1 protein-coding gene is annotated in these 15523 nt (G+C 70.3%); it reads right to left on the bottom strand.

Annotation, left to right across the window (positions count from 1 at the left end; genetic code table 11):
- Positions 1 to 14 precede the first annotated feature (14 nt).
- On the bottom strand, positions 15 to 15302 hold the full coding sequence (locus tag BLV57_RS44055) for a type I polyketide synthase (protein WP_091294770.1): 15288 nt from the start codon (positions 15300 to 15302) through the stop codon (positions 15 to 17).
- Between the last annotated feature and the right edge of the window lie 221 nt (positions 15303 to 15523).

Below are 15523 nucleotides of genomic sequence, written 5' to 3' on the forward strand. Positions count from 1 at the left end.
GAGGTGCTGGGATCTCAGTCGGAGGTTTCGAGGTCTAGGTCGGAGAGGGCCATGTTGATCAGTGCGTCGGTGTCCATGTCGTCGATGTCGGCGCCCTCGTCGTCCTCGGTGACGGCTGGGGCGGGCTTCTCGCCTGCCAGTTCGAGCAGGGTGTCCATCAAGCCCGACGCCTGGAGCTGGGCGAACGGGATCGAGGTGAGGATGCGGCGGATCCGTTCCTCGCTGGAGGCCTCCTCTGAAGGCGCCAGCTCCTCGTCGAGGTACTCGGCGAGCGACTGGGCGTTCGGGTAGTCGAAGACCAGGGTCGGCGGCAGCCGCAGGCCCGTGGAAGCGTTGACCTGGTTGCGGAACTCGACCGCGGTCAGCGAGTCGAACCCGAGTTCGTTGAACGCCCGGTCCGGCTCGACCGCCTCCGGCCCGGCGTGGCCGAGGATCGCCGCGGCCTGCGAGCGCACCAGGTCCAGCAGCACGACCCCGCGCTCGGCCGCGTCGAGCCCGGCCAGTTTCTGCTTGAGCCCGGCCGAAGACGCCGCCGCACGTTTCGGCGCGGCGCGCACCAGCCCGCGGAACAGCTCGGGCAGGCCTTCGGTCTTGGCCAGCGCCTTGACGTCCAGGTGCATGACCGCCACCGCTGGCCGGTCCAAAGCACCCGCCGTGTCGAAGAGCGCGAGACCCTCCTCATTGGACAGTCCCTCAGTCATCAGGCGCTCGCGCTCGGCCTCGGTCAGCGTGTCCGCCATGCCTTCCGACGCCCACATGCCCCACGCGAGCGACTGGCCAGGCAGGCCCTGCGCGCGGCGGTGCGTGGCGAGCGCGTCGAGGAAGACGTTGGCCGCCGCGTAGTTGCCCTGCCCGGCGTTGCCGACCACACCGGCCGCCGAGGAGAACACCACGAAGGCCGACAGTTTCAGCTCGCGCGTGAGTTCGTGCAGGTTCAGCGCCGCGTCGACCTTGGGGCGGAAGACGTTCGAGATCCGCTCCGGCGTCAGCGAGGTGACCACGCCGTCGTCGAGCACACCGGCGACGTGCACCACGCCCGTGAGGTCCGGAATGCTTTGCAGCAGCGAGGAAACCGCCGCGCGGTCGGCGGCGTCGCATGCGGCGACCTCCACCTGCGCACCCAACGTCCGCAGCTCGCTGACCAGCTCCGGAACACCGGCGGCCGCGGCTCCGCGACGGCTGGTCAAGATCACCTTGCCGACCCCGCGCTCGGTGACCAGGTGCTTGGCGAACAGCTTGCCGAGCGTGCCGGTCGCGCCGGTGACCAGGACCGTGCCATCGGCCGGGAACGACGTGACCGGCTCGACCACCTCAGCAGAGCGAGCCACTCGCGCCAGCCTGGCCGCGTGCACGATCCCGCCGCGCACGACCACCTGCGGCTCGCCCGAGGCCATGATCAGCGCGATGTCGTCGGACGTGGCGTCCGCGAGGACGATCCGGTCCGGGTTCTCGGCCTGCGCCGACCGGGTCAGGCCCCAGACCGCCGCACCCGCGAGGTCCGTGACGTCCTCACCCGGCAGCGCGACCGCGCCCTGCGTCAAAACCACCAGCTTGGCCGTCGAGTCCGAGGCCAGGAAGGCCTGGATCTCGGCCAGCGCCTGGTGAGCCGCCGCGTGCACGGACTCGACGCCCGTACCCGGCGACGTCCGCAGGACAACAACATCCGGCACGTGCCCGTTGACGGAAGCCGGAACCACCGGCCAGTCGAGCTGGAACAGCGACTCGTGGAACGGCTTCGAGGCGATCGCGTCGGCCGAGAAAGCACGCAACGTCAAGGCGCCCACGGAAACCACGGGGTTGCCCGCCGCGTCCGCGACCTGCAGTGTCGCCTCGCCCTGCTTGGCCGAGCTGACCTTCACGCGCAGCGAAGAAGCGCCCGCCGCGTGCAGTGCCACACGTGACCAGGCGAACGGCAGTGCGGGCTCGTCACCGGCGGCGGAAGTCAGCGAGACCGCGTGCAGCGAAGCGTCGAGCAGCGCCGGGTGAATGCCGTAGCTGGCGCCTTCGACCTCCTCCGGCAGCGAGACCTCGGCGTAGACGTCCTCGCCGGAACGCCAAGCCGCCCGCAGGCCACTGAACGCCGGGCCGTACACCAACCCCGCTTCGGCGAGACCGTCGTAAAGACCGTCGAGATCGATCGGCTCGGCGCCGGCGGGCGGCCACGAGTACAGGTCAAAGGACTCGATCTCGTTGTCGGACAGGCCACCGGTCGCGTGCCGGACCCATTCGTCGTCCTGATGCGAGTGGATCGACACCGGCCGCACCCCGGACTCGTCGGGCGCGCCGACGCTGACCTGAATCGCGACCCCGGCGTCCGGCAGCACCAGCGGCGCTTCCAGCGTCAGGTCTTCCAGGACACCGAAGCCGACCTGGTCACCGGCGCGGACCGCGAGTTCCACGAACCCGGTGCCGGGGAACAGCACGACCCCGCCGACCGCGTGATCGGCCAGCCACGGCTGCGTCTGCGTCGAAAGCCGCCCGGTGAACAGCACCCCGTCGGTGTCCGCGAGCTGCACAGCCGCGCCGAGCAGCGGGTGATCCGCGCTGCCGAGGCCGAACGAGGCCGCGTCGCCGCCCTTGCCGACCTCTTCGGCCAGCCAGAACGTCTGCCGCTGGAACGCATAGGTCGGCAGATCGACGCGGCGTGCGCCGCGACCGGCGAACAAGGCCGCCCAGTCGACGGAAACCCCGCTCACGAACAGCTGACCGAGTGCCGCGACCAGCGTCGGCACCTCGGGCCGGTTCTTGCGCACGGCCGCGGTGAAGTCGCCTTCGACGGTCTGCTGTGCCATCCCGGAGAGCACGCCGTCGGGGCCGACCTCCAGGAATCGCGTGACGCCTTGGGCTTCGAGCGTCTTGACCCCATCGGCGAAGCGGACGGCGTCGCGGACGTGGCGCACCCAGTACTCGGGGTCACCGAGTTCTTCGGCGGTCGCCAGCTGACCGGTGACGTTCGAGACGACAGGGATCTCCGGCGCGCTGTAGCTCAGCGAGGCCGCGATCTCGCGGAACTCGGCGAGCATCGGCTCCATCAGCGGCGAGTGGAACGCGTGCGAGACCTGCAGCTGTGTGGTCTTGCGGCCCAGCTCTTCGAAGTGCGCCTTGATCGCCAAGACAGCGTCGGCGTCGCCGGAGACCACCACGGACGAAGGCGAGTTGATCGCCGCGATGCTCACGGAAGTGCTGAGGTGCGGCAGGACTTCTTCTTCGGTCGCCTGCACGGCAACCATCGCGCCACCGGTCGGGAGAGCCTGCATGAGACGACCACGCGCCGCGACCAGCTTCGCGATGTCGGCGACCGAGAAGACCCCGGCCGCGCGGGCCGCGACCAGCTCGCCGATCGAGTGCCCGGCGAGGAAGTCCGGCCGGATGCCGAACGACTCCATCAGCCGGAACATCGACATCTCGAAGGTGAACAGCGCCGCCTGCGTGTAGACGGTCTGGTTCAGCAGCTCCTGGTCGTCGCCCCACATGACCTCGAGCAACGGCCGGTCGAGGTGCTTGTCCAGCTCGGCGACGGCCGCGTCGACCGACCCGCGGAACACCGGGAAGGCGTCGTACAGCTCCTTGCCCATCCCGATCCGCTGCGAACCCTGCCCGGTGAACAGCGCCGCGAGCTTGCCCGTGCGCGCCTGCCCGACGCTCAGCCCGGCCGAAGCCTCGCCGTTGGCCAGCGCGCTCAGCCCGCGGACCAGCTCTTCCCGGCTTTCGGCGGTGATCACGGCCCGGTGCTCGAACGCGGCACGCTGGGTCGCGAGCGAGAACGCGACGTCGGTCAGCTCACCGTCCTCAAAGGACACGAGGTTGGCGGCCTGCGAGCGCAGTGCTTCCGGTGTCTTGCCGGAGACCACGAACGGCAGCGCGGGCAGTTCGACACCCTGCGGGCGCGGTTGTTCCTTGACCGCTGGCGCCTGCTCGAGGATCACGTGCGTGTTGGTGCCGCTGATGCCGAACGACGAGATGCCCGCGCGGCGCGGCCGCCCGGTCTCCGGCCACGGCCGGGTCTCGGTGATCAGCTCGATCTTGCCCGACGCCCAGTCGACCACCGGGGTCGGCTCGGTGACGTGCAGCGTCTTCGGCAGTACGCCGTGCCGCAGCGCCTCGACCATCTTGATGACCGCGCCGACACCGGCCGCCGCCTGCGCGTGGCCCATGTTCGACTTCATCGAGCCCAGCCACAGCGGCTCTTCGCGGTCCTGGCCGTAGGTCGCGAGCAGCGCCTGCGCCTCGATCGGGTCGCCGAGCGTGGTGCCCGTGCCGTGTGCCTCGACGGCGTCCACATCGGACACCTTGAGACCGGCGCTGGCCAGCGCCTGGCGGATGACCCGCCGCTGCGCGGGGCCGTTCGGGGCGGTGAGGCCGTTGGACGCGCCGTCCTGGTTGACCGCGCTGCCCTTGACGATCGCCAGCACCGGGTGCCCGTTGCGGCGCGCGTCGGAGAGCCGCTCGACCAGCAGCATGCCGACGCCCTCGGCCCAGCCGGTGCCGTCGGTGTCGGCCGAGAACGACTTGCAGCGGCCGTTCTTCGCGAGCCCGCGCTGGCGGCTGAACTCGACGAACATCGCCGGGGTCGCCATCACCGCGACACCGCCGGCCAGCGCGAGGTTGCACTCACCGGACCGCAGCGCCTGGATCGCCCAATGCAGGGCCACCAAGCTCGAAGAACACGCGGTGTCGACCGTCACCGCCGGGCCTTCGAGGCCGAGCGAGTACGAGATCCGGCCGGACGCGATCGAGCCGGTCGCGTTGTTGTAGGCGTAGTCGTGGAACATCATGCCCGCGAACACACCGGTCGGGCTGCCCGCCAGCGAACCGGGGTCGATGCCCGCGCTTTCCAAGGCCTCCCAGGAGGATTCGAGCAGGAGCCGCTGCTGCGGGTCCATGATCAGCGCCTCGTTCGGGCTGATCCCGAAGAACGAGGCGTCGAAGTCGGCCGCGTCGTAGAGGAAACCACCCTGGTCGACGTAGCTCGTGCCCTCGCGGGTCGACTCGGGGTCGTACAGCTTGGCCATGTCCCAGCCACGGTTGGCCGGGAAGTCGCCGACGACGTCGCGGCCCTCTTCGAGCACCTTCCAGAGGTCGGCGGGCGAGTTGATGCCGCCGGGGAAGCGGCAGCTCATGCCGACGATGGCGATCGGGTCCGAGTCGTTGACCTTGGTGACCGCTATGGCCGCTGCTTCCTCGCCCGAACCGGCCAGCTCACCGGCGAGGTAGCGGGCGAGCACGACCGGGGTCGGGTAGTCGAAGACCAGCGTCGCGGGCAGCTTGAGCCCGGTGACCTCGGTGAACCGGTTGCGGAACTCGACGGCGGCCAGCGAGTCGAAGCCGAGGTCGCGGAACGCGCGCTCGGGCTCGACGGCGTCGGCGCTGGAGTGCCCGAGTACCGAAGCGGCTTGCGTGCGCACCAGCTCCAGCAGGAAGTCCTCCTGCTGAGCCGGAGCCAGCCTGGCCAGCTTCTCCTTGAGCCCGCCCGGAGCGGCCGACGTGGCCTCGACCGCACGGCGCGAGCTGACGCGGATGAGTCCGCGCAGGATCGGCGGCACGCCTTCGCCCAGGCTCATCGCCTTGAAGTCGAGCCTGATCGGGACCACGGCCGGGTCGGCCAGGCCGCTGCCGACGTCGAACAGCTCCAGTCCGTCCACAGAGGACAGCGGCAGCACACCGCCGCGCGACATGCGCGACCGGTCGGCCTCGCCGAGTTCGCCGGTCATGTCGGAGGCCTGGTCCCAGAAACCCCAGGCCAGCGCGGACGCGGGCAGCCCGTTCGCGACCCGGTGCGCGGCGAGCGCGTCCAGGAAGGCGTTGGCGGCCGCGTAGTTGCCCTGACCCGGCGCGCCGAGCACACCGCCGGCCGACGAGAAGAGCACGAACGCCTTGATGTCCAGTTCCTGGGTGAGCTCGTGCAGGTTGAGCGCGGCGTCGACCTTCGGCTTCAGCACGAAGTCCATGCGCTCGGGGGTGAGCGACGCGATGACACCGTCGTCGAGCACACCGGCCGCGTGCACGATGCCGGTCAGCGGGTGCGCCATCGGGATGAGTGCGAGCAGCTCCGCGACCTCGCAGCGCTTCGAGACGTCGCACGCGGCGACCTCGACCTCGGCGCCGAGCCCGGTCAGCTCCTCGACCAGCTCGGGCATCCCGGCGGCCGACATGCCGCGGCGGCCGGTCAGCACCAGGTGCCGGACCCCGCGTTCGGTCACCAGGTGCCGGGCGACCAGCGCGCCGAGCGTGCCGGTGGCGCCGGTGACCAGCACCGTTCCCTCGGGCACGAACGCCGGGTGCTCGGCCGGTTCGACCGCCACGCGGGCGAGGCGGGCGACGTGGACCTTGCCGTCGCGCACGGCGACCTGGTCCTCGCCGCTGGAGAGCACCAGCGGCAGCTCGGACTCGTAAGCGTCGGCCAGGATGATGCGTTCCGGGTTCTCCGACTGCGCGGACCGGCAGAGGCCCCACACGGCGGCACCTGCCAGGTCGGTGACGTCCTCGCCGGTCGCGGAAACCGCGCCCTGGGTGAGGATCACGAGCTTGGTCTCGTCGTACTTGTCGTCGCCCAGGAACTTCTGCAGCGCGGCCAGCACGCGGTGGGTCGCCGTGCGGACGGACTCGGCGTCATTGCCGCCGACACTGTCCACAATGGCCACAGCGGGCACATCGTCGCCGACAGAGTCCCAGTGCACATAGGACACCGAGTCGTCGGTCGCCGGGATCTCCGGCCACTCGATACGGAACAGCGACTCGCCCACGATCGACCGGGCGGCGTTGATCTGGTCGACCGCGATCGCGCGCAGCACCAGCGATTCGATCAGCGCGACCGGGTGACCGGCCGGGTCGGCGATCTCGAGCGAGACCTCGCCTTCGCGGATCGGGGTGACCTTCACCCGCAGCGAGGTCGCGCCGGACGCGAACAGTTCGACGCGCGAGAACAGGAACGGCAGCGAGGCCTCCTGCCCGATCGCGCTGGTCAGGCCGACCGCGTGCAGCGAGGAGTCGAGGATCGCCGGGTGCAGGCCGAACCCGTCGCCCTTGATGCCGTCGGGCAGCGAGACCTCGGCGTAGACGTCTTCACCGACCTTCCAGGCGGCCTTGAGGCCCTGGAAGATCGTGCCGTAGTTGAGCCCGGCGTCGGCGAGGTCGTCGTACAGCGTGGTCAGGTCGACGCTCTCGCCGTCCTGCGGCGGCCAAGCCGTCAGGTCGAACGACGGCGCGCCCGTGTTCTGGCCGAGCACACCGACCGCGTGCTGGGTCCACGGCAGGTCGGCCGCCGCGTTCTCGTCCCGCGAGTAGATGCTGATCGGGCGCGAGCCGGAGGCGTCCGGCGCGCCGACCACGGCCTGCAGCTGGATGCCACCGCGGGCGGGAAGCACGAGCGGCGCCTGAAGCATGAGTTCTTCGAGCTTGCCGCAGCCGACCTGGTCACCCGCGCGGATGGCGAGTTCGACGAAACCGGTGCCCGGCAACAGAACCGTGTCACCGACCGCGTGGTCACCGAGCCAGGTCTGGATGCCGAGCGCGAGGCGGCCGGAGAACACCATGCCGTCGGAGTCGGCCAGCGGCACGGCCGCGGGCAGCAGCGCGTGCTCGGTCGCCGACAGGCCGACCGTGGTGACGTCGCCGCCGTTGTTCGGTGTCGGGATCCAGAAACGCTGACGCTGGAAGGCATACGTCGGCAAATCGACGCGGCGGCCGCCAAGGAACACCTTGCCCCAGTCCACCTTCGCGCCGTGGTTGAACGCCTCGGCCAGCGAGGTGTAGAAGCGCTGGAGCCCGCCTTCTTCCCGGCGCAGCGAGCTGACCGTGCCGGCGTGCGCGCCCGCGTCCTCGGAGGTCTCATTGACCGCCACAAGCAGGCCCGGGTGCGGGCTGCACTCGATGAACAGGGTGAACCCGTCGTCGAGCAGCTTGCGCGTGGTCTCCTCGAAGCGGACCGGGTTGCGCAGGTTGCCGTACCAGTACTCGTCGGTCATGGTCGCCGTGTCGATCGGCGCGGCCTCGACCGTGGAGTAGAACGGGATCTCGGTCGAGCGCGGGGTCAGCCCGGCGAGCGCCTCGAGCAGCTGCTCACGCACCGGCTCGACGTAATCGGAGTGCGACGCGTAGTCGACCGGGATGATCCTGGCACGGCCGCCTTCGGCCTTGACCTCGTCGTAGAACGCCTTGAGCAGCTCCGGCGGGCCACTGACCACAGTGGACGTCGGGCTGTTGACCACCGAGATCTGCACCCGGCCGCCGAACCGCGCGATCCGCTCGCGCGTGACGTCCTGACTGAGCGCGACCGACATCATGCCACCGTGCCCCGAAAGCGCCTCGTTCAAGATCAAGCCGCGTGCGGTGACCACCTTGGCACCGTCCTCAAGGGACAGTGCGCCCGCGGCGCAGGCCGCGGCCAGCTCACCCTGCGAGTGGCCGACGAACGCCGACGGCTCGACACCGAAGGACCGCCACGCGGCGGACAGCGAGATCAGGATCGCCCAGATCGCGGACTGGACGACGTCGACGCGCTCGAAGTCGGGCGTGCCTTCTTCCTGCCGCAGCACGGCAAGAAGATCCCAGTCGGTCTGCGTGCGCAGCGCCGCAGCGCACTCGTCGAGCTTAGCGGCGAAGGCCGGGACGGCGTCGTACAGCTCGATCGCCATGCCGCGCCAGTGCGAACCCTGGCCGGGGAAGCAGAAGACGACCTTGGCTTCCTGGCTGGTCGAGCCGCTGACCACGTTCGCGGCCTTCTCGCCGCTCGCGAAGACGTTCAGTCCCTCGATCAGCTCTTCACGGGTCGACCCGATGACCGCCGCGCGCTGGTTGAAGATCGCGCGGGTGTGGGTCAGCGAGTAGCCGACGTCGTACGGGTCGACCTCGCCCCGCAGCAGGTCCGCGAGGCGGGAAGCCTGTGCCTTCAAGGCATCCGTGCCGCGGGCGCTGAGCACCAGCGGGACGGTCCGGTGCTCGATCTCGCGCTCCGGCTCGGCCGGGACGGGCGGCGCCTCTTCGATGATGACGTGCGCGTTGGTGCCGCTGATGCCGAACGACGACACCGCCGCGCGGCGCGGGCGGCCGTGCTCCGGCCAGGCGCGGCGCTCGGCGAGCAGCTCGACCGCGCCCGAGTCCCAGTCCACCACCGGCGTCGGCTCGGAGAGGTGCAGCGTCTTCGGCATGATGCCGTTCTGGATGGCGTGGACGATCTTGATGATGCTCGCCGCGCCGGCCGCCGCCTGGGTGTGGCCCATGTTCGACTTGATCGAGCCGAGGTAGAGCGGCTGGTCCTCCGGCCGTCCCTGGCCATAGGTGGCGAGCAGCGCCTGCGCCTCGATCGGGTCACCGAGGGTGGTGCCGGTGCCGTGCGCGTCGACCATGTCGACGTCGGCGGTGGTCAGGCCCGCGTTGGCCAGCGCCTGCCGGATGACCCGGCGCTGCGACGGGCCGTTCGGCGCGGTGAGGCCGTTGGACGCGCCGTCCTGGTTCAGCGCGGTGCCCTTGACGATCGCCAGCACCGGGTGACCGTTCTTGCGTGCGTCGGAGAGGCGTTCGACCAGCAGCATGCCGACGCCTTCACCCCAGCCGGTGCCGTCGGTGTCGGCCGAGAACGACTTGCAGCGGCCGTTCTTGGCGAGCCCGTGCTGGCGGCTGAACTCGATGAAGATCTCGGGCGTCGCCATGATCGCGACACCACCGGCGAGCGCGAGCGAGCACTCCCCCGACCGCAGTGCCTGGATCGCCAGGTGCAGCGCGACCAGGGAGCTGGAACACGCGGTGTCGATGGTCAGCGCCGGACCTTCCAGACCGAGCACATAGGACACCCGGCCGGACGCGATCGCGCCGGTGGAGCTGTTGTAGGTGTAGTCGTGGTACATCATCCCGGCGAAGACACCGGTCGAGCTGCCCTTGAGCGTGGCCGGGTCGATGCCCGCGCGCTCCAAGGTCTCCCAGGACGCTTCGAGCAGCAGGCGCTGCTGCGGGTCCATGAGGAGTGCTTCGTTGGGGCTGATACCAAAGAACGAAGGGTCGAATTCGTCGGCCTCGTAAAGAAAAGCGCCCTCGTTGACATAACTGGTGTCGGGGCGGGTCTCGTCGGGGTCGTAGACGTTGTCGATGTCCCAGCCGCGGTTCTCGGGGAACGTCGACACGACGTCGCGGCCGTCGAAGACCATCTTCCACAGGTCTTCCGGCGAGTTGACGCCGCCGGGGTAGCGGCAGGCCATCGACACGATGGCGATCGGGTCGTCGTCCGCGATCGCGGCGGCGGTCGTCGCGGGGACGTCGCCGACGCTGCCGGAGACCTCTTCGAGCAGGTACTGCGCGAGCACGATCGGCGACGGGTAGTCGAAGACCAGGGTCGCGGGCAGCTTGAGGCCGGTCGCCTCGGTGAGGCCGTTGCGGAGTTCGACGGCGGTGAGCGAGTCGAAGCCGAGTTCGTTGAACGCCCGGTCCGAGCCGATGGCCTCGGGGCCGGAGTAGCCGAGCACGGCGGCGGCCTGCGTGCGGACCATGGTCAGCAGCGCCGCTTCCCATTCGTCCTCGGGCAGCCCGGCGAGCTGGCGGCGCAGCGAGTCGGAGTCGGCCTTGACACCGGCAGCGGACCGGCGCTGAGCCGGGACGAGACCGCGGAAGAACTCGTGCAGACCGTCGCCCTGGGCACGCAGGCCCGCGAGGTCGAGCTTGACCGGGACGAGCGCGGACTCCCCTGTGGACAGTGCCGCGTCGAACATCGCGGTGCCGTCCTCCGGCGACAGCGGGAACATGCCGCCGCGCGAGATGCGGGACTTGTCGGCGTCGTCGAGCGTGCCGCCCATGCCACCGGCCCACAGGCCCCAAGCGAGTGACTGCGCGGGCTTGCCCTGGGCGCGCCGGTGTTCGGCGAGCGCGTCGAGGAAGTGGTTGGCGGCGGCGTAGTTGCCCTGGCCCGGCGCGCCGAGCACACCGGAGGCGCTGGAGAACACGACGAACGCGGTCAGGTCGCCGGTGAGTTCGTGCAGGTTGAGCGCGGCGTCGACCTTGGGACGGAAGACGGTGTCGACGCGCTCGGGGGTGAGCGAGGCGATGACGCCGTCGTCGATGACACCCGCGATGTGCACGACCGCGGTGATGTCCTTGCCCCGCAATGCTTCTTCGAGAGCTGCACGGTCAGCGGCGTCGACCGCGGCGACCTCGACGTTCGCGCCCAGCTCGGTCAGCTCGGCGACGAAGTCCTCGGCTCCGGCCGCGCCTCGGCGGCTGGCGAGCAGCAGGTTCTTGACGCCGTGGTTCGTGACCAGGTGCCGGGAGAACAGGCGGCCGAGCGTGCCGAACGCGCCGGTGACCAGCGTGGTGCCCTCGGCCGTGAAGGTGCTCGCGGGCTCGGCGTCCTCGCTCGGCACGCGGGCGAGCTTGGCGGCGTAGGTGACGCCCTCACGGACGATGACCTGCGATTGGCCGGTCGCGAGGACGGCCTGCACGTCGTCGGTGCCGTCGGCCAGGATGATCCGCTCGGGGTTCTCGTTCTGGGCCGACCGGACCAGGCCCCAGACGGCCGCACCGGCGAGGTTCTCGCCGCCGATCGCGTCCTTGGTCAGCACGACGAGCTTGGTTTCGCCTTCCACCGCAAGGAATTCCTGCAGCTTGGCGAGCGCGGCATTGGTGACCTCACGCACTTCGGCGGCGGTCGTGCCGTGACCGACGACGTAAGATTCGGCTTCCTGGGCCGCCACGTTGGCGACGTCCGGGACCGGCGCCCACTGAAGGTGGAACAGCGAGTCGTGGAAGCTCGACCGGGCCGCGGCGATCTGCTCGGCCGTGATCGAGCGCAGGGTCAGCGAGTCGACCGTGGCGACCGGGTTGCCACCCGCGTCGGCCAGCCGGACCTTGACCACGCCGTCGCGCAGCGGCGTCAACCGCACGCGCAGGCTGGACGCCCCGGTGGCGTGAAGGTCCACAGTGGACCACGAGAACGGGAGCGCGGCGCGGTCGCCGGTGACGCCGGTCAGCGCGACGGCGTGCAGCGCGGAGTCGAGCGCGGCCGGGTGCAGGCCGAAGTTCGCGGCGTCGCCGTGTGCCTTCTCGGGCAGCTCGACCTCGGCGTAGACCTCGTCGCCGGACTTCCAGGCCGCCTTGAGGCCCTGGAACACCGGGCCGTACTGCAATCCGGCCTCGGCCAGGCCCTCGTAGATGCCTTCCAGGTCAACGGGCTCAGCCTTGGGCGGCCACGCCTTCAGGTCGAAGTCCGGGGCGGCCGAGCCCGCGCCGAGCACACCGTCGGCGTGCTGGGTCCACGGCAGGTCACCGGCGTCCTCGGGTCGCGAGTAGACACTGATCGAGCGGGATCCGTTGGCGTCGCGGGCACCCACGACCACCTGGACCTGAACGCCGCCCTTCTCGGGCAGCACCAGCGGGGCCTGCAGGTTGAGTTCTTCGATGCGGCCGCAGCCGACCTGGTCACCGGCTCGTGTCGACAACTCGACAAAGCCGGTGCCCGGGAACAGGATCGAGCCGCCGACCACGTGATCGGCCAGCCAGGCGTTGGTGCTCGCGGACAACCGTCCGGTCAGGACCACACCGTCGGACTCGGCGAGCAGCACGGCCGCGCCGAGCAGCGGGTGGTCGGTCGAGGTCAGCCCCGCCGACGAGACGTCGCTCGCCGCGGCCTTCGCCTCGACCCAGAAACGCTGACGCTGGAACGCATACGTGGGCAGTTCGACGCGCTGGGCGCCGCGGCCCTCGAAAACCTTGGCCCAGTCGACGGGCACACCGGTGGCGTGCAGCTGACCCAGCGCCGTGAGGATCGCGGTCGGCTCGTGCCGGTCCTTGCGCAGCGCGGCGACGAACTCGCCCTCCACGCTCTGCTGCGCCATGCCCGACAGCACGCCGTCCGGACCCAGCTCGAAGAACTTGGTCACGCCTTCGGAAGCCAGCGTGCGGACACCGTCGGCGAAGCGGACCGCGCCGCGGACGTGGCGCACCCAGTACTCGGGGTCGCCCAGCGCGTCGGCGACCTGGCCGGTCACGTTGGACACGACCGGGATCTGCGCGGCGCTGTATTCGAGGCTTTGCGCGACCTTGCGGAACTCGTCGAGCATCGGCTCCATCAGCGGCGAGTGGAACGCGTGGCTGACCTTGAGCCGCGTGGTCTTGCGGCCCAGCTCCTCGAAGTGCGCCTTGATGGCCAGCGCGGCCGTCTCGTCACCGGAGACGACGACGGACTGCGGCCCGTTGATCGCGCCGATGCTCACCGCGTCGGTCAGCAACGGCAGGACCTCGTCTTCGGTCGCCTGTACCGCGACCATCGCGCCGCCGGTGGGCAGCGCGTTCATCAACCGGCCCCGAGCCGCGACAAGTTTGGCGGCGGCCTCAAGGCTCAGCACGCCCGCGACGTGCGCGGCGGCCAGTTCACCGATCGAGTGTCCGGCCAGGAAGTCCGGCTTGACACCCCACGACTCGACCAGCCGGTACAGCGCGACCTCGATCGCGAACAGGCTGGTCTGGGTGTAGACGGTCTGGCTCAGCAGGTCGGCGTCGTCGCCCCACATGACCTCTTTGAGCGGCCGGTCGAGGTGCTTGTCCAGCTCCGCGAGCACGGCGTCCAGCGCCTCCGCGAAGACCGGGATAAAGCCTGCTAAATCCCGCCCCATACCCAGGCGCTGGGCGCCCTGGCCGGTGAACTGGAACGCGGTCAACCCCTCGGAGGCGAAGCCGGAGAACACGCCTGCGCGCTTCTCACCAGCGGCGACGGCGTCGTAGCCAGTGCGCGCGGAGTCGGTGTCCTCGGCGAGCACGACCGCGCGGTAAGTCAGCGGCGACCGGGTGGTGGCCAGCGAAAACGCGGTGTCGAGCAGGTCGTGGTCCACGTCGAGCAGGTTGCGAGCCTGAGCCTTCAGCGCGTCCGCGCTGCGACCCGACAGCAGCAGCGGGACCGGAGTGTCGGCGGGCCAATTCGGCGCGACGGCCTCGACGACTTCCGCTTCGGGGGCCTGCTCGATGATGACGTGCGAGTTCGTGCCACTGACACCGAACGACGAGACGCCCGCGCGGCGAGGTTCGCCGGTCTCGGGCCACGGCGTGGCCTCGGCGAGCAGCTCGACATTGCCCGCGCTCCAGTCCACATGGGACGAAGGCTCGGTGAAGTGCAGTGTCTTCGGCAGCAACCCGTGCTGGATCGCCATGATCATCTTGATCACGCCACCGACACCGGACGCGGCCTGCGCGTGCGCGATGTTCGACTTGATCGAACCCAGGTACAGCGGCCGCTCCCGCCCCTGCCCGTAGGTCGCGAGCACGGCCTGCGCCTCGATCGGGTCACCGAGCGTGGTACCGGTGCCGTGTGCCTCGACCGCGTCCACATTGGACGGCGACAGGCGGGCGTCGTTCAGCGCCTGCCGGATGACACGCTGCTGCGACGGCCCGTTCGGCGCGGTGAGGCCGTTGGACGCGCCGTCGGAGTTGACCGCGCTGCCGCGCAGCACGGCGAGCACCGGGTGACCGTTCTTGCGAGCGTCGGAAAGCCGCTCCAGCAAGAGGAACCCGGCGCCTTCACCCCAGGCGGTGCCATCGGCGGACTCGGAGAACGGCTTGCAGCGCCCGTTCTTCGCCAGGCCGCGCTGGCGGCTGAACGCGACAAACCCGTCCGGCGTGGCCATGACGGCGATACCACCGGCCAGCGCGAGCGAGCATTCCTTCTTGCGCAGCGCCTGCGCGGCCAGGTGCATCGCGACCAGGCTCGACGAACACGCGGTGTCGACGGTGATCGTCGGGCCTTCGAGCCCGAGCGCGTAGGAGATGCGTCCGGAAAGGACGGACGCGGCGACCGCGGTGCCCATGTAGGCCTCGGCGACCTCGGGCGCGTTGATCAGCAGGCCCTCGTAGTCACGGAAACCGGAACCGACGAAGACACCGACCGGCGCGCCCCGCTGGGATTCGGGTGCGATACCGGCCTTTTCGAGTGCTTCCCACGCCAGTTCCAGCATGATCCGCTGTTGCGGGTCCATGGCGAGCGCTTCACGCGGCGAGATCCCGAAGAACTCCGGGTCGAAATCCCCCGCCGCGTCGAGGAAACCACCCTCGCGCACGTACGACGTGCCGGGGTGGTCGGGGTCGGGATGGTACAGCTCATCGACGTTCCAGCCGCGGTCCTCGGGGAACTCCGAGATCGCGTCACGGCCCTCCGCGACGAGGTCCCAGAGGTCCTCGGCGGAGTTGACCCCGCCGGGGAACCGGCACCCGATCGACACGATCGCGATCGGGTCCTGCTCCTGCGTCTCCACCTCCTGCAGGCGGCGGCGCGTCTGCGCCAGATCCGCCGTGACCTTCTTGAGGTAGCCGAGGAGCTTTTCGTCGTTCGCCATCTTCAGTCCCAGTCCTTATCTAGTCACGAATGGTCGATCGACGCGTGCGGGCTCACCTGGACGGGCAACCAGCTCACCGTCCTGCCTGGCCAGCACCCCTGCGCAGGCAGCCAGCACACCGGCTCCCCCTTCTCCCCATGCCCCCGCACGCTGTGTCCTCGAACTGCGCGCGCGGTCACCCGCGTGCCGGGCGTGTCGTCCGTCTGTGCACGCGTGTCGTC

Origin of the sequence: Amycolatopsis xylanica (assembly GCF_900107045.1) — a bacterium.
Taxonomy (GTDB): Bacteria; Actinomycetota; Actinomycetes; order Mycobacteriales; family Pseudonocardiaceae; genus Amycolatopsis; species Amycolatopsis xylanica.